General features: G+C 48.2%; 14 protein-coding genes. 12 read left to right on the top strand and 2 right to left on the bottom strand.

Annotated features, from left to right (window positions below):
* Positions 1 to 185 precede the first annotated feature (185 nt).
* The 4 genes from panD (at position 186) to J7619_RS22510 (ending at position 2,869) form a co-directional block, all read left to right on the top strand.
* Complete coding sequence (panD, locus tag J7619_RS22525) at positions 186 to 536, top strand: aspartate 1-decarboxylase (RefSeq protein WP_090157403.1); 351 nt, start codon at positions 186 to 188, stop codon at positions 534 to 536.
* 40 nt (positions 537 to 576) lie between these two features.
* Positions 577 to 1,614: a lysylphosphatidylglycerol synthase transmembrane domain-containing protein gene (locus J7619_RS22520; RefSeq protein ID WP_291204012.1), complete on the top strand. Its 1,038-nt coding sequence runs from the start codon at positions 577 to 579 to the stop codon at positions 1,612 to 1,614.
* A gap of 80 nt (positions 1,615 to 1,694) precedes the next feature.
* On the top strand, positions 1,695 to 2,183 hold the full coding sequence (gene rfaE2 / locus J7619_RS22515; RefSeq protein WP_291204010.1) for a D-glycero-beta-D-manno-heptose 1-phosphate adenylyltransferase: 489 nt from the start codon (positions 1,695 to 1,697) through the stop codon (positions 2,181 to 2,183).
* 8 nt (positions 2,184 to 2,191) lie between these two features.
* The gene (locus J7619_RS22510; protein ID WP_291204008.1) at positions 2,192 to 2,869 is read left to right on the top strand and encodes a zinc metallopeptidase; all 678 of its coding nucleotides are present in this window, start codon (positions 2,192 to 2,194) and stop codon (positions 2,867 to 2,869) included.
* A 151-nt stretch (positions 2,870 to 3,020) separates the two neighbouring features.
* On the opposite strand, the gene J7619_RS22505 is transcribed toward J7619_RS22510, so the two are convergent.
* A complete protein-coding gene (locus J7619_RS22505) occupies positions 3,021 to 4,190 on the bottom strand; it encodes a VCBS repeat-containing protein (RefSeq protein ID WP_291204005.1) in 1,170 nt (389 codons plus the stop codon).
* Between the two features lie 160 nt (positions 4,191 to 4,350).
* On the opposite strand from J7619_RS22505, the gene gcvT reads away from it, so the two are divergent.
* From gcvT to J7619_RS22470, 8 genes are all read left to right on the top strand, one after another.
* Positions 4,351 to 5,433: a glycine cleavage system aminomethyltransferase GcvT gene (gcvT, locus tag J7619_RS22500; protein WP_291204004.1), complete on the top strand. Its 1,083-nt coding sequence runs from the start codon at positions 4,351 to 4,353 to the stop codon at positions 5,431 to 5,433.
* A gap of 29 nt (positions 5,434 to 5,462) precedes the next feature.
* On the top strand, positions 5,463 to 6,173 hold the full coding sequence (locus J7619_RS22495) for a 2-phosphosulfolactate phosphatase (protein WP_223402319.1): 711 nt from the start codon (positions 5,463 to 5,465) through the stop codon (positions 6,171 to 6,173).
* Between the two features lie 21 nt (positions 6,174 to 6,194).
* A complete protein-coding gene (locus J7619_RS22490; RefSeq protein ID WP_291203999.1) occupies positions 6,195 to 8,162 on the top strand; it encodes a hypothetical protein in 1,968 nt (655 codons plus the stop codon).
* 9 nt (positions 8,163 to 8,171) lie between these two features.
* Positions 8,172 to 9,998 (top strand): T9SS type A sorting domain-containing protein, encoded by a 1,827-nt coding sequence (locus tag J7619_RS22485; protein ID WP_291203997.1) that lies wholly within the window; start codon positions 8,172 to 8,174, stop codon positions 9,996 to 9,998.
* A gap of 48 nt (positions 9,999 to 10,046) precedes the next feature.
* The gene (locus tag J7619_RS22480; RefSeq protein ID WP_291203994.1) at positions 10,047 to 10,700 is read left to right on the top strand and encodes a uridine kinase; all 654 of its coding nucleotides are present in this window, start codon (positions 10,047 to 10,049) and stop codon (positions 10,698 to 10,700) included.
* Between the two features lie 23 nt (positions 10,701 to 10,723).
* A complete protein-coding gene (locus J7619_RS22475; protein WP_291203992.1) occupies positions 10,724 to 11,443 on the top strand; it encodes a hypothetical protein in 720 nt (239 codons plus the stop codon).
* Positions 11,444 to 11,578: 135 nt separating this feature from the next.
* Positions 11,579 to 11,734 (top strand): lasso RiPP family leader peptide-containing protein, encoded by a 156-nt coding sequence (locus J7619_RS32310; RefSeq protein WP_409012758.1) that lies wholly within the window; start codon positions 11,579 to 11,581, stop codon positions 11,732 to 11,734.
* 32 nt (positions 11,735 to 11,766) lie between these two features.
* Positions 11,767 to 13,704, top strand: coding sequence for an asparagine synthetase B family protein (locus J7619_RS22470; protein WP_291203990.1), 1,938 nt, complete (start codon positions 11,767 to 11,769; stop codon positions 13,702 to 13,704).
* 58 nt (positions 13,705 to 13,762) lie between these two features.
* Here J7619_RS22470 and J7619_RS22465 read toward each other — a convergent pair whose 3' ends face one another.
* Positions 13,763 to 16,882, bottom strand: a complete 3,120-nt coding sequence (locus J7619_RS22465; protein ID WP_291203987.1) for a C25 family cysteine peptidase — start codon at positions 16,880 to 16,882, stop codon at positions 13,763 to 13,765.
* Positions 16,883 to 17,042 lie beyond the last annotated feature (160 nt).

Here is a 17,042-nt window from a genome sequence, read left to right as displayed (position 1 = left end):
GCGGGGCCATTTCAATTACTAGTTCAAATACGCCGAAAGGCTGCATTTCAGGCTATTTACACGGTGTAAATCTCCCGCATACGCGCGCGGGAACCGTCCCACCGGCGACTATGTTTTGATGGCTGGGTATTATTCCTGTAACTTTGCAGGGTAATGCATTTCAATTAGACCAATACCACCGGGTAATGCAAATCACAGTAATGAAATCGAAGATTCACCGGGTAAAGGTGACTCAGGCGGAATTGAACTACGTTGGCAGCATCACGATCGACGAGGATCTGATAGACGCCGCGGGACTCATAGAAAATGAACAGGTTCACATTGTGAATAATAACAATGGCGAGCGTTTTGTCACATATGTTATCAAAGGCGAGCGGGGTTCGGGTATGATTTGCCTCAACGGCGCTGCGGCGCGCAGGGTGCAAATCGGCGACATTATCATCATCATCGCATACGGCAGCATGAGCCAGGAAGAGGCCAAGACATTCAAGCCGATGGTGGTTTTCCCTGATCACAACAATCATTTGGTAAGCTAACCTCCGGCACCTACCTACACGATACAGCAATTAGCATAGCATGAAAAATATACTGCGTTACACGATATCGCTTGTTCTGGCAGGCGGTCTGCTCTGGTTTGTGTTTAAAGATATCAACTTGAGCGAAATGCTCGACCGTTTTGCCCAATCCGACTGGCGGTGGATCGCCGTATCATGCTTTTGCCTCCTGCTCGCGCACATGGTGCGCGCCTGGCGCTGGGGAATGCTCATCGAGCCGCTGGACCACAAACCGGGCATCGTGAACAGCACGATGTCGGTACTCACGGGTTATTTTGCCAACTACATTGTGCCCCGCATGGGTGAAGTAACGCGTTGCGGAACGCTTTACCGGCTGGAACGCATTCCGGTGAGCCTGAGCTTCGGTACCGTGGTAGCCGAGCGGATTTTTGATGTAATTATATTGGTGTTGATGATTGGATTGAACTTTATCCTCGAATTCGATCGCCTCAGCACTTTTTTCACTGACTTTTTTCAAAGCAAAATAGGCGGCAGCCAGGGCGGTGGCTCGGGTAGCGGCATGCTGCTGAGCATTCTGATCGTCGGGTTACTCGCCATTGCGGTAGCGAGCATTGTGATCTTCAAAAATGCTTCGCTGCGTGATAAGTTGCAGCAAAATGCAATCATCGCTAAGGTCATCGGTTTCGCGCAAGGCATGCTGGAAGGCTTGCTCAGCGTACGCAAGCTGCGTAATCCCGGCCTTTTCATTTTCAGCACCATTCTAATCTGGGTATTGTATTACCTGGTTTCCTACGTGCTTTTCTTCTGTATTCCCGAAACTTCCCACTTGGGCCCGCTGGCGGGTCTTACATTGCTAGTCGTGGGCGCGATCGGTATGACGGCGCCTACGCAAGGCGGGATCGGTGCTTACCACCTGCTGGTAGGGAACGTGATGGTGCTTTACGGACTTTCGCAGAACGACGGTATTACATTGGCGACATTCATTCACGGTGCGCAAATGCTGTTTATGCTGGTGATCGGCGCACTGGCATTTTTGTATGTGCTGATCGTAAACAAAAACAAAGTCGAAGAACCGGAGCAGGTGTCTGCGGCAAACTAATTGTAACTTTAATAGTCCTGAAAAATGGAAATGGAGTATGTTACGTTATTCCATTTCTTAAATCCATATTGTCTTTTACAATGAATTTGACAGAAAGCAAGATCCTGAGACTAGAAGAAGCGATCCCGACGGTAGAAGCATGGCAAAGCGCCGGGCAAAAAGTTGTTTTCACCAACGGATGTTTCGATATTGTGCATTTAGGGCACATCGATTACCTCGAAAAAGCCCGCGCATTGGGCGACAGAATGGTACTCGGCCTCAACACCGACGCCTCGGTCAGCCGCCTGAAAGGACCGTTGAGACCGGTCGTCAATGAATATGCAAGAGCGAGGCTGATGGCCGCATTATCGTTCATCGATGCTGTCATTTTGTTCGACGAACCGACGCCTAGTCAGTTGATCGAGGCCGTAAAACCTGACATTTTGGTCAAAGGCGACGATTATAAGATCGAAAACATTGCTGGCGCGGATTTTGTTTTGGGTAGAGGAGGTGAGGTAAAAACGATCGCTTTGGTACAAGGCTATTCTACGACCGCACTAATCGAGAAAATAAAACAAGGATATAAATAGCAACAAATATGGGAGGTTACCTGATCATAATCCTCGTAATGGGCGTCAGCTTTTACGTACAATGGCGCTTGAAGAGCAAGTTTGAAGAATATTCGCAGGTAGGGTTGAGCAACGGGATGAGTGGTAAGGAAATCGCCGAAACGATGCTTCGGGAAAGCGGCATTTACGACGTAAGAGTGGTGTCCGTGGAAGGCCGCCTGACCGACCACTACAATCCGCAGGATAAGACGGTCAACCTGAGTCCCGATGTATATTACGGACGTAGCGTAGCTGCTGCGGCTGTGGCTTCCCACGAATGCGGCCACGCGGTGCAACATGCTACCGCTTACAGCTGGCTGCAATTCCGTTCGCAGATGGTGCCGTTCCTGAGCATTGCATCACAATACATGCAGTGGATCATCCTGATCGGCGTACTTTTGATTAATACAACCGTCATTCCGCTGACCATCGGTGTCGCATTGTTCGCTGTAACTACATTGTTCAGCTTTATCACATTGCCGGTAGAGTACGATGCGAGTAACCGTGCATTGGCATGGATCCAGAAAAACCGCATCGTGAACGAGCGTGAGTACGTTATGTCTGCCGATGCATTGAAATGGGCTGCGCGTACTTATCTCGTCGCCGCGATTGGTTCTTTGGCTACGTTGCTCTACTACGTGAGCCTTTTGATGGGGCGTCGGGACTAGTGGAGTTCAGAGTTTATGAGTTTAGAGTTTAGAGTTTAGAGTTTAAAGACTAAGTCGATATTGTTGTCAGTCTTCACGCCCGAAGACTGACATTTTTTTTATCCCAATATTTCACTCTAAACTTTAAACTCTCAACTCATAAACTCTACACTCATTTCTTCCGCTGGTTCCAATACACCACCAGATTATGCGTCGCGCGGCCGGCGGCTATAATGTCCAGATCTCCATCGCCGTCCAGGTCCGCCGGGAGTAAATCCTCGCAGGCAATCTTGATACTTTCATCCAAAGTATATTCCGTCCATTTCTTGCCTTCGGGATCGGTGCCGACGTAAATGCGCACGCCGGTTTCGCCGGTCACATTGGGGTTACGCCAGCCCATCACCACCTGATCGCGGCCTTGCCCGAAGAAATCGGCGCAGGCTAATGCGTGGCCTTCTTTAATGCGGTCGGTAAGAACGGTGCGGCTGTCTTTGGTATACACCACTAATGTATTTCCGTGCATCGGCTCGATGGTAGCTGTAAATAATTGTTTTTTACCCAGGCTGCCAGTGCGGATCTCTCCCACCCCGCGTTCCGGCACCATCCAGTTACCCGATGGTGCCCAGCCGTCCGCTCCGTTGAGAAACACCTGCACACCTTCCTTGCTCGCAATGGATAGCCCGGCCATCCTGCCGGGAATTTCCATCGGCTGGAAATTGTGGGTCATATGCATATTGGTTTCAACCAGACTGTAAGGCCAAATGCCCTTTTTGTTTTCAGGAACATCGAAAACGATCAACTTCACACCCGCTCCATTTCCGCCTGTATTTCCTTCGCCATGCAATGGCAAAACGGCCAGTTGAAAGGATCCGTCCGCTGTTTTAACCCAATGCATCCGGTGGATAGTTACTTCATGATGCAAGCGTACCGGCTCCCAGAGCTTCGTGCGGTCATCGGGCGCAACCATGTAAAATACGGCACCCGAAGTTTTCAAATCCTTCGTTTCGGACGGGTTCCAACCTGCGCCCACGGCAATTTCTACCTTACCGTCGCCGTCGATATCGCGGGCGGCAATGCAGACGTTATCCTGCTCGGTGAGGTCCTTCGCGATCACGTGGCGCGTCCACGCACCGTCTTTCTTCCCCGGATTTTTATACCATACTATTTCCTTTTTATCGGCCAGTAGAATGTCCGGTTTCCCATCGCCATCCACGTCACCGGAGGCTACCCCATAACCGATACTTACCTTGTCGTCGATCGTCTCGCCTTTGAAAGTAGCAGTTTGTGCAAACGCACTGCCTGCTATTGAAAATGCTATCGAGAACAATAGTCGTTTATTCATATTCCTGAAAACCGACAACCGCCGGTGGATAAAAGTTTTGACCTATTTTTTAACAATATACTTCAAAATGCGCTCCACGGACATTGAAAAAACAGTTTTTTGTGTCGCTTTGCCCTGCATTCCCTACTTTTGTGAATTATTGTAAAACCAAATATCCTTCATGAAAACAGTCCCTTTACATCAGCTCCACATCCGTTTGGGCGCAAAAATGGTCCCATTTGCAGGTTTTGAAATGCCTGTCCGCTACTCGTCGGATCTGGATGAACATCACACCGTTAGGAATGCCGTGGGTGTTTTTGATGTATCGCATATGGGCGAATTCAGCGTAAAAGGGCCTGGTGCGCTCGCATTGATCCAAAAAGTATCCGCCAATGATGCCACTGCATTGTATGACGGAAAAGTGCAATACAGCTACCTACCCAACGCTACGGGAGGGGTAGTAGACGACCTGCTTGTATACCGTATCGCCGAAGACGATTATTTTCTGGTGGTGAATGCTTCGAACATCGAAAAGGACTGGAACTGGATCCAGAGCCAGAATACCGAGGGCGTGGCGATGGAAAACCTATCGGATTCGCTATGCCTGCTGGCAGTGCAGGGGCCTGGCGCTACGGCTGCATTGCAGAAACTAACCACTGTCGACCTCGCTTCAATGGAATATTACACGTTCCGGATTGGCGAAATGGCGGGAATCAAAGACATTATCATTTCTGCAACCGGCTACACCGGCGCGGGTGGTTTTGAAATATATGTAAAGAATGAGGACGCCGAGAAAATGTGGGATGCCATTTTCGAAGCGGGTGCAGAATTTGGTATCAAGCCCGTGGGCCTGGGCGCACGCGATACATTGCGACTGGAAAAGGCATTTTGCCTCTATGGTAACGATATCGACGACGAAACGTCCCCCTTGGAAGCCGGCCTGGGTTGGGTAACCAAGTTCACCAAAGACTTTATCAATTCCGAAGCATTAAAAGCACAGAAAGAAGCAGGACTGAAAAGAAAGCTGATCGGGTTCGAGATGATCGACCGTGGCATTCCACGTGGGCATTATGAATTGTGCGATTCGGAGGGCAACAAACTGGGCGAAGTGACCTCCGGCACCCAATCCCCTACTTTGCAGAAAGGCATCGGTTTGGGTTACGTACCCGCCGAATTCAGCAAAACAGGCACCGAAATTTTCGTAAAAGTGCGTGACAGACTGTTGAAAGCACAGGTTGTAAAAACACCTTTTGTTAAAAACTAATCCCTCCTATTCAGTCCGATTGCATTTTTATGAAACAACTTGACGTTTGTCTCACCCCCGACTTACTTCATCTGCATAAACTCGATAATTCAATAGTGGTGGTTGCCGATATTTTCAGGGCGACTTCCTGCATGGTGACCGGCCTCGCTTATGGCGTGAAAAGCATTACCCCCGTAGCGAGCGTAGAGGAATGTAAGTTTTTGCAAGACAAAGGATATATCGCCGCTGCCGAACGCGACGCACGGAAAGTAGAAGGTTTTGACCTGGACAACTCGCCATTCAGCTACATGCATGAAAGCCTGATCGGCGCGCAGATAGCCATGACGACGACTAATGGGACACTGTCTATTTCCAAAGCAAAATCGTCGGCGGTGAAAGTCATGATCGGCTCGTTCCTGAATCTGGGTGCTTTGGCCAATCATTTGAAAACCGAACCTTATGATGTGCTTGTACTGTGTGCAGGCTGGAAAGGTCGCCCAAACCTCGAAGATACCCTGTTTGCGGGGGCATTGGCCGAAGCCTTGAAGGATCAATTTATGTTGCTCGAAGACGGAACCCTGATGGCACAGCGTTTATACCTCCAAAGCCGCGACAACCTGCTGGCGAGCGTATCCAACTCATCGCACGTACGTCGTCTGCAACGCCTGGGCATTCAGAAAGATATCTCTTACTGCCTGCAAACCGATTTGTACGACGTCGTACCCGTTCTCAGAGGCAGCACGCTGGTTTCCATGAATTAATATTTACTCAATCCCAATTGCATGTTCCGATTCGTCTTTGTCATTTTTCTAGGATTATTGTTGATGACCGGCCAGGCTGAGGCTCAGCGCAGGACCGTTTCTCCAAGAAAACAACTCATCACTCCCAAGAAAAAAGCTCCCGAACCAGCCAGGCCGCAGGCACCGGCAGTAAAGGATACTACAAAGGTGCAGGTTCCGGCAGCCGGTGCTGCGGCAGTAGACACCGCCGCGGCGGACACCACTATGCCCAGCGGAATTTCGGCCAACGGCGATACGCTCACCGAAGCGGCGAATGAAGCCAAACTACCCGTTGAAAAAGCCGACAGCATACATGCTTACAAGATCACGATCGAGGATATTTCATACCTCTCGGTCTGCCCCGGTACGAATGTGACCATTCCATTCAAAACCGAAGGGCCGTTCGAGGAGGACAATACTTTTATTGTACATATCATAGATGCAACCGGCAAGTCGGTACCCATTTCGCTTCCTGTGAAGAAAAGTCCGGCCAAAGCGGTAATACCATCCTACAAAGTCGGAGGTGAAGTATACCGGCTTCAGATCGTCTCTTCTATCCCGGTGATTAAAAGCCAGGAAGTACCGTTGAGGCTGCTGCAAGCGCCCGCAGCTAAGATCGATCTGATCGACGGGACGCAAACGGTGCGCATTATGCCCGGGCAGGAAGCGCATTTGCGCGTAAACCTCGCAGGAGCAGCGCCCTGGTCGTTCAGGCTTTCCGACAGCACCACGGTATTGCAAACGCTGTCGAACCCGCATTACATTACGGTTAAACCAACAGACGTGAAAGCGTACCGTGTGACGGCCGTTTCAAACGCCTGCGGAAGCGGCACCACTTCGGGAGAGGCGATTGTCAATGTCAACAATAACCCGGAACCTAAGCTCGAACTGAAAGAGGTCGAAAAAATTGCCAAGCTTTGTGCAGGCGTGCCATTTCAGGTTCCTTTCAACGCGACGGGAAAGTATAAAGAGGGCAACAAATTCGTCGTTCAAATTGCAGAACGCAGCGGTGCATTCAAGAATATTTCAACGCCTGATTCGTCCGGCTATATTACCACCCAAATTCCCGACAGCTACAAGCCCGGCGAATATCGGCTGCGTGTTACTTCCACTGCGCCTTACCTCGTAAGCCAGATCACGAATGTTTCGATCGTATCACCTACTGTCGCAACGCTTCAAAAGGACTCATTAAGGCTGGGCGAAAACGAATCGGGGGAGCTGACGGTGAAATTCACCGGCGGCGGACCGTGGTTTGTGCTGCTCTCGGACGGGACCTACGAGAACAACATTCAGGAATCGCCGCATAAGATCAAGGTAAAACCATTTTATGATACCAATTACCAGATCAACTCGGCCGGTGGTTTGTGTGGGGTAGGTAAATTCTCAGGCTCGGCGAAAGTCACTGTAAAAGCACCTCCCGCAAGCATTACACTTGAAAAACTCCCGCAGAATATGGTTTGTGCAGGTTCGACCATTGATATCCCCTACAAAACGGAAGGGCGCTATAATCCGAATAACAAATTTACGGTTCAGATGACCGATAAATCCGGCCGTTTTGTGACGCTGCCTACCACTGTAACGCCTACCGCCATGCAGGTAAAAATCGCCGCGGCAGCGCCGGGAGATACGACCAAGATTCAAAAGATCCGCATCGTCTCTTCTTCTCCGGCGGTTTCGAGCGCCATTGAAGAACTGGAAGTGATCGCCCCTGACAGAGCGATTGCAGAGGTTTCGGGGCGCGGCACGGTTTCCGCAGGACGCTCTACCCGCATTCAACTGAGGTTCAAAAACGGGCTCCCGCCGTGGTCATTTACACTTTCCGACGGCACGGCTATCAACGGCACATTCCTTAACCCGTACCTGATTTCCGTTTCACCTTCCTCTACCACAGAATATACCATCAGTTCGCTGAAAAGTGGATGCGGAACCGGAACCGGGCGGGGCTCCGCCGTTGTGACGGTAGAAAACTAGCATACGGCCATGCGCAAAGGGAAGATATTGTTTTTCTTGTTGGCTGTCGTGTTCGGCCCTTCGCGCATTTTCGGACAGGCTTTGCCGTTGGGCCAATGGCAAAGCCATTTCAACTTTCTTTCTGCCAGACAGGTTGTTGATGCCGGCGCACTGGTTTACTGTGCTTCTTATAACGGTCTTTTCTCTATAAATCCGGGAAACGGAGAAACCAGAACACTCTCTAAAGCTGACGGTCTCAGCCATACGGGCGTCAGCGCAATGGGTTTCTTTCCGGACGCCAGGCTACTGATGCTCGCTTACCGCAACGGTACAATTGATTTTGCCTACCTGGATGAAAAAGCCCAGCTCGACCAGATCGAAACCTGGGATCTTTTGAACGAAACCCAGGGATTGCCGGCCGATAAAATGGTCCGCCGTATCGATTTCAGAGAAAACCTGGCCTATCTGGCCACCAGTTTCGGCGTGATCGTTTTGAACACCCAACTTCGGCAGGTCGAAGAAACCTATCGGTACATCGGCTCAAATGGCACACAGTTAGCCGTGAGCGACCTCACATTTTCGGGAGATTCACTTTATCTCGTAACCTCGCAAGGCATACTGGCCACGTCCATGCGTGGAGATGTGAACAGGCAGTATTTCGGAAATTGGAAACCGGTATCAAGTCCCGGCAGTGTTTCAGGCATTGCATTCTTTTCCGGAGCAATTCATGCTGCTGTTCCGGGAAAAGGTATTTGTAAATATGAAAAGGGAACTTGGAAAGTCGTTTATGCTTCCAGCGCGCCTGCTACGCGTATCCTCGATACCGGAGACTTTCTGACAATTTCTGCCGGGAATAATGTTGTCACACTAGATTCGCTTTATACAGTTCAGACTTTTACCAGCCCATTCTGGGGAAATATCCTGTCAGGTGTTCGTACAAGCTCAAAGGCACTATGGATTGCTGATCAGAAAAGTGGTTTAGTCACCAATCAGTTTTCAGATTTCAAACAAGTTTCACCTGCGCAGAGGGATACGACCGTTTCACCACGCCTTGATTCGACAATCACCGATCTCAATGGCTTGTCATGGACACGCTTGCCCGAAACGCTGGGGGGTGGCATTATGGTGGCTAACCCGGATGGTTCACGAAAAAAAGTCCTTTCAACATCGATAGGCACCGGCACATTGCCTGCTTCGAAAGTCAATAGCCTCGCACTGGACCAGGACGGATTGGTGTGGTTCGCCGGTGCAAAAGGAGTTGGCTATTTTGTCCCGGATGGCGTGTTGGAAGCCACCCGCGTAGATGCGATACTCCCCATTTACGGCCAGCGAAGGCTTTTCAACAATGAAGAATGTACCGCCCTGGCCGTTGAACCGGGCAACCGGAAATGGATCGGGACACGGACGGGACTTTACCTTTTTAATGCAGATGGTACCGAGTTGATCCGGAAATTCACATCCGCCGATAGTCCGCTCCCTTCCGATGCGGTCAACGCGCTCCGGTTTGAAGCCGAAACCGGTTTGTTGTTCATCGATACACCTGCCGGAATGGTTTCTTACCAGAGTGACGCCAAGGCCCCAGCGGAACACATTGGCCGCATCAGCATTTTCCCTAATCCGATCCGACCTGGCTATTCCGGTAATGTCGGCATCAGCGGCCTGACCGGCCAATCGACCGTTAAAATCACCGACCTGGCGGGCAGGCTTGTTTTCGAAACACGTTCGGAAGGGGGACTTGCCTCCTGGAACCTGAATGACTACACCGGGCGGCGGGCCCGGGCGGGAATATATATGGTGTTCGTCGTATCGGCCGACGGCACTGAGCATCAAGCCGGTAAGTTGGCAATTATTAATTAAAATCATAAATTAATCCAGGCGTTCAGACTAGCGGACGCAGCAGACTATATGATGTCGAATCAGGAAAAAGCACCCTACATTGTAGGAATTACCGGCGGCAGCGCGTCGGGGAAGACCTATTTTATGAAAAACCTCATCGACGCGTTTGGTACGGATGAAGTCACGCGGATCTCGCAGGACAATTACTACCGCCCCATTCACGAAATCCCTCGGGACGAAAATGGGGTGGAAAATTTCGACTTACCGGAAACGATAGACCATCATCTCTTCGCGGAGCATATTGCCGTGCTCCGGGCCGGGCGTTCTGTCCAACAAAAAGAGTACACTTTCAACAATCCGCTCATCAAACCCGAGATACTGCATTTCGAACCAAAGCCCATCATTATCGTTGAAGGGATTTTTGTTTTCTATTTTCCCGAAATTGCCCGGCTTATCGATTTGAAAATTTTTGTGGATGCGAAGGAGCACGTTAAAATAAAACGCCGGATTATTCGTGATAATAGCGAGCGGGGTTACGACCTCGACGATGTCCTGTACCGCTGGGAACATCACGTCGCCCCGACTTACGACAAATTTATACTTCCCCTGCGCGCGGAAGCGGACATGATCATCAACAACAATTCCCGGTTTGATACTGGTTTACAGGTGCTGATAGGGTTTTTGAAAGGGAAGTTGAAAGAACAATACAAACATTCGTCATAGTCCATCAAAATTTAATCTAGTTAATGAAGAATTCTTTACTGACGATTTGCGGGGCCTTCGCTAAACACATTACTATTCTTGCAATAGCCTCAATTGCTTTTTCCGGATGCGACGACAAGGACGCAGACCCTATCGATCCATACCGATATTACCCTTTAGAAATCGGACACTATGTCGTCTACGATGTCAATCAGGAAGTATATTCGGCCGGGCAGTCGGCACCGGTTATAACCAAGTGGCAGGAAAGAGATGAAGTCGACAGGATCGCTTCCGACTCGGCTGGGATCGTTACCTATATTATTGCGAGGTCGACCCGTAATTCATCCGCAGACTACTGGCAAAAAGTGAAGGAATATGCGATTCATAAATATCCTGACAAGCTGCTGACCAATCTGGATAACCAGCCATTTCTGTCGCTTACGTTTCCGATTGACTCACGTACTATATGGAACGGTAACAGCTACAATAACCTCGACAAGCAGGAATGCTATTATGAGCCGGGCGTCAAATCCATTAAAGTCGGCGAGCAATCATTCGACAATGTACTGACGGTCGTTGAGCGTAAAGACACGTCGATCATAAACAAGTATGTAACTATCAAGCAATACGGTCTTGGTGTGGGCCTCATTTCCGATGACGAGACTGCCTTCGAATTTTGCCAAAACGACGATTGCATCGGATCGGGGAAAGTTGAGTCTGGTAGTCACAAAACGCGTAAAATCATCGAATTTGGCAACCGTTAATTAACTGAAGACAACCGGTTCAGTCAGCCAAAACTTGATTTTTTCATATTCGTTTGCAATAACGTTTGCAAATTCAATTTATCTGTCTAAATTTACGACGGATACTGGTATTAATCATTCATTAACCGATAAACAATGAAAACATTGACATCGCACTCTACACAGACAAAAAAGTCTTACCGCAAGCCGGTCCTGGTACTTCATGGTGACGTTAGGAAACTCACTAAGGGAAAACTTGGAAGCCTTCAAGATCTAAACCCTGCTGATTTCGACTTCTCAAACGAAGGTTGATTAGCTGGTAAGAAGGCAATTTTTGACTTCACGTGGTACTTCAAGGTATTGTCTATTTTGACGAAAGCATTCAAAATCAAATTGCATTCGAAGGAAAATATGACAATAGGCTTATTGGAACCAATGCGACAGTAGTAGAATCAGGATTCAAGGAAAACTCCTTTTACTCCTTCATACTGGGAATTCAAAAGAAAGAACTTAGTGAACCGGAAAGTTTAAGTAACATGGCACTTAAACTTTCCGGTTCTTTTTATACCCGATTAAAAGACCTGGATGAATCGGGAGTACCTCTGTCCGTTGGTGCATGGATCAATGAAGAAAGATTGACGACCTTCCTGGCAAGAGATGCATTTAGCTCTGTTCCACTTTATTACTTACACATCCCAGGCAAATTTGCCTATTTTTCGACGAACTTATCATCCATCGTCACTTCTGATCTCGTCAGGAAAAAATATCTGGATCTCGATATATTCCGAATTTTGGCGCATCTTGATCTGAGAAGAGAACACATTCTATCTCAATCTTCGGGAACGTTTTATTCACACATAAAATCGGTGCCGCCGGGCCATATAGTTGAGCTAAGCCCCACTAGTGTTAAAGTTCAGCGTTACGTCTCGTTCGATCCATTTAAATGGAAATCACTCAAAACAAACGGCGAAGTAAATGAGGCGTTGTTTAGAGTATTCCGCCAAAGCGTCGAAAGATGTTCATTGGATAACGGAGGTCAGCCGTTCGCATCACATTTGAGCGGTGGTCTAGATTCCTCGTCCGTCAGCGCTATGCTGAGATTTATTAATCCACATGCCACCATTCATACGCTACACAACAAATCAAAGTACCCCGATTCTGACGAAACTGCCTATGCACAGGCCGTTGTTGAAAAAATATGCTCCATACACCATGAAGTCTTTCAATCAGAAGAAGACCTCAGACTCATAAGGCTGCAAACATCGCTGTCGGCGCAACCGCTGGCATCCCGGCTGTCTCCTGCACTTTTATCCACCATGCTTTTATATGCAAAGAATCTTGGCAGTAAGGTACTACTCAACGGAAGCGGTGGCGACTCGGTGATTGGAAGTGGGATGGAAGTCTTTCAGCACGCGTTTGAAACAAAGAATTGGGCACTTCTGAAAGAGCTGTTGGCCAAACGGGTTCCATATTTCAGTTCGACCATTTATGAAGGGTGGGAATCATTTTCTTACGAAAAGAGGCATTTTCTGGTCGAACAATTTTACTATTATAATCGACTTCGCAGGGTCTCGCGTTCCCCCCTAACTTTGACTAGAACGTATTTTGAACTAGCCAGAAACCTCAATCTGTCTCATGGCTTCGTGCTGAAACGAGGGTTTGCAAGTTTGTTAAACCGACGAAACAAGCCTAATGTCAATGGTCAAATGACCCTGGGAAAAGATGAACTTCTTGAATTAAGTGACCCAACATCTAAATTTTCGATTTCCCGGTCACTACTAGGTGATCTGAATCCAGCACAATTTGCAGGACTATTCGATGATGTCTTCAATCCTACATTAAGCTGGGCTGCTGAAAATCAGTTTGACCTTGATAACTACTACGGTATCAGTAGCAGATCACCTATGAAGAACAAGGTTCTGTTAGAACTGTGTATGTCCATTCCGGATTTGATAAAGTATGGAGACGGCAGGGGACGCGAGCATTTTAGAGCAGCCATGAAGGATTTGCTGCCGCAGGAGGTCTATAACCGTGCCAGTAAAGCAACGCTCTCCTCACAATACGGACAAGACATGACGTCTCGGCTTTGGAATCAGGCCAAGGAGTCCGTGATGGACTCGCAACTTCTGTGGGATTTTATAGACCGGAAAAAACTGTTGCATGAAGTCGGGATTTTGAACAACCCCAATGTATCGTACGATCATAAAACTAAGACTTGGGTCCACATCACCCGCGTGGTTACATTGTCATCCTGGCTGGACTGGCTATCCGGTAACAAATAAACCGCTGCCAGCAAATAGCTGACAGCGGCTCGATATTCTTCTATCTTGCTCCTCGTTCCTATCGGATAATGACCACTCGTCCTGTCTTCTCAAGCTCGCCACCGAAACCGTTTTTCGGGGTAATTTTAACCTTATAAACATACAGGCCTGAACTGAGAGAATCAACCGGCATATACCAAGTGAACTTCTCGGTAACATCGATATCGATCACTTTTTCAAAAACCTGATTTCCATTCCTATCAAAAAGAAGGGATTTTATCGACGCCCTTTCCGTTCCAAAGCTTCCCATTCTGGCTTCAAACCGCAAATAAGAGAATGCTGGGTTCGGGCTGGCTACAACTTCTACGCCCGCAATATTGCTGTCACTAATTTCGAAGAACAGTTGATACGGCTGAGCAGTTGCATTCCCCGACGCATCCCTTCCATTAACCAACAGCTCGTATTTGCCTGCGACCAACTCTGTCGATACATAATTTAAGCGAATTGCATGACTACTTACAGAGTTGATAGTCAGGTTACGATCCGAGAAATAGAGCTTTTTGAACTTGCAGCTTTCATCCTGACAAGCTTTCAAAAACACTTCTATCAGGCTGGTATCAGCTATAATCAGTCTGTCGTCTTCGAGATTGACCGTAATTCTCGGATTAGGCCTGATCACCTCGTTATTTTCCAGCTGCCTGCCGTTGAAATTTACACTCAACACTGGCGGAACAATGTCTTTGATTGCGGTCGCAGGATATACTTTCTCATCTTTTGCATGGTCCCAGTCTATAAGCAATTCTGCAACATTGTTTTTACGAGTCATCTCCGACAATGTGATCTTCGGATCGATTACTACCTGAACGCTCTGGAGAATTTTGTCATTCGCAAAAGTCACTTCAACCGTATCGGAATAGCCAAAAGCCTGAACTGACTCCGTTTTGGTAACATTACCTTCCTTGTAACGATACGAAATCTCCACAGGGACATTACTTCCTTTCAGGAACCTGCCTTTGTTAGACAGAATGGCTCGCAACTTCAAATTGGCGGAATTCCCGATTGTTTTATCCCCGAATTCTGAATGTATTGAAATACCTTCCTCCGGATCAATTGCATAGTCGGGCTTATCTATCGTAATCAATCTAAGCGCCGGATCGCCTTGCAGCAGCGATTGGTGAATGTTAGCAGTAGCATATACTCCCTTGTCCTCGTTGGCTATTTTTTTGGCGACGGCCACCTGAATTTTTCCAATTGTTTGATTGACCATCTCCGGGTTATTAAACAGGTCCTGATACAACTGGCTAAGGTAATCTTCGGAAGGACTTACAAAACTCTCAAACGAGTTGGCCACCACGACGATCGCTCCCCGCCTTGCCGCCAATAACCAGTCCATCGACAGCGAGTACCGGTCACTTGTGTTAGCTACCGGGTTAAACCTGCCGCTGAAAATATTCCCTACACCACAGCCATTGAAATACATCATCGGATATCTCAATGCATTGTTGTACGCTCTGGCTTCGTCGGTAGCATAACCCATGTCAAGGTCGGTAACTGTTGTTGAACCGTGCCCGAAATAGGTAATCAAGCCAACACCGGCGTTAACTTCGGGAGTTATATTTACCTTCTCAACCTCAATAATTCCCTGCTGCTTGACAAATGCGGTAACTTGCCCGCCAACCTGGCCATTCTTCACAACCGGCACCAGATTTCCCAGCATGTTCTTAAGTTGGGTAATCTCCGAAATTGACTTACCTCCATTCAAATGCAGAATTTTCTTCCTCCATCCTAAATCACCAAATGCATTGGACTCATAATCTTTCACTTTCTGAAGATAGTCCTTGATATTATCATTGGTAACAGCCGGAATTCTGCCTATTGGCACACTTGGAACATTAGCCGGTGTGCCGCCAAGTCCTTCTACGAGCAACACATCGGAGCCAGGGTACCCAACTGTCGGAACCTCATCCGGAAGCTCGCGCTTCATTCTTTCGTTGTGGGTAATCGACTTGCCAATAAGTAAAAGTTGCTTATCTCTGTTTCCCTGTGTAAGCATGAAGTCCACGAATCTACGGATACCAACCGGGCTGGGCTCACCATAGTTGAACTGATTGTAAATATCTTTAATGCTTACTACCAGCGTCTTGTAATTGCCTCCGGCGGCGCTGGCCCGATAATCGGCATATAGCTTGGCTCCGTCTAGCAGGTTTTCGCTTGTGATGATGACGTAATTTGCGGCAGCGAGATCAATTTTGGTAAACTTCCCAGAGCTGATATTAGCTGCTGCTACCGTGGTAACGTCGGAGGTAACGAGCAGATTAGCTACCTTACCTGCCTGACGGTTAAAAGTGAAATCGGTCAGGTTTCCTGAAATAATGACCGGTTTATCCTCGTTCGTAATGTCCAGAATTCGCGCACCGACTGCTCCATTTTTTAAACCAATACGAGAGGTTTTGGAAGTCGTTGCAGGAACCGCAAATTGGAGCGTTTTCAGTCCTGCCATATCCAGATCACGTGCATAGGAAATAGTGAAGTAAGCTGGAGAGAACCGGTCAAGCGCGTCTGCGCTAACCGATTTCAAAGCCAAAACTCCTTTTCCATCAGCACCAACGTCCCCGGCTTTCAATTCGAAAGAAGTTTCTGTGCCAGCAAATCCCGCATTGCTTACGGTTTGTACCAGTCTCAACGATTGATCGGTTTTTCCGATGTAAATCTCAATATTCCTGGAGTTGTTGCTACGCCCGTGCACAAGCAACTTCAATGTTGCTTTTTCAGCACCTTCCTTACCAAGGCTGGTAAGCGTAAATGCATATGGCACCTGTTTCTGGCCAAGCTGTACTTTACCGGTCTTGCTTGCCGAGAGCTCGAAGAAACTGTTGAAGAAGTTGGGGCGAATCGGGAACTCAGTACTTAACGAATATTCCTGTAAGAAGACATTCGCCGCCGCTGCTGTTGCTTCCGTCAGCAGTGTTGATGCAGGGTCGTTGCCTACATTCTGCGTTTCGGCACGCAAGCCGGCCGTATCGCCATTGATCAGAAAATATGAGCTCTGGTCGGAATAAAAACTGAAATATGGGTTCTTACGCGCACTCATGGGCCGGTAAAACAGCGAATCCGTCTGGCCGTCGTTAGGCACTGCGTAGAACGATATTTCACTTTTGGAGGCGCTTAGGAGAGCGATCTGCTTTCCACGATGCCACAACTGGAGTTTTTCCGGCTCATTTGTGGAGAACCCTGCAGGGAGCGAAGTGAAGGGGATTTTATAAACCCCCTTCTGCGCTATCGTTACTTTGACAAACGGTTTATTGTAAGGAATCCAACTGTTGGCATATGGCGCCCCCCATTGAGCTAATACTTTAAAA

Source organism: Dyadobacter sp. (assembly GCF_017744695.1).
GTDB lineage: Bacteria > Bacteroidota > Bacteroidia > Cytophagales > Spirosomataceae > Dyadobacter.
The sequence above is the reverse complement of the archived record's forward strand: the minus strand, read 5'-3'. Positions and strand labels throughout refer to the sequence as shown.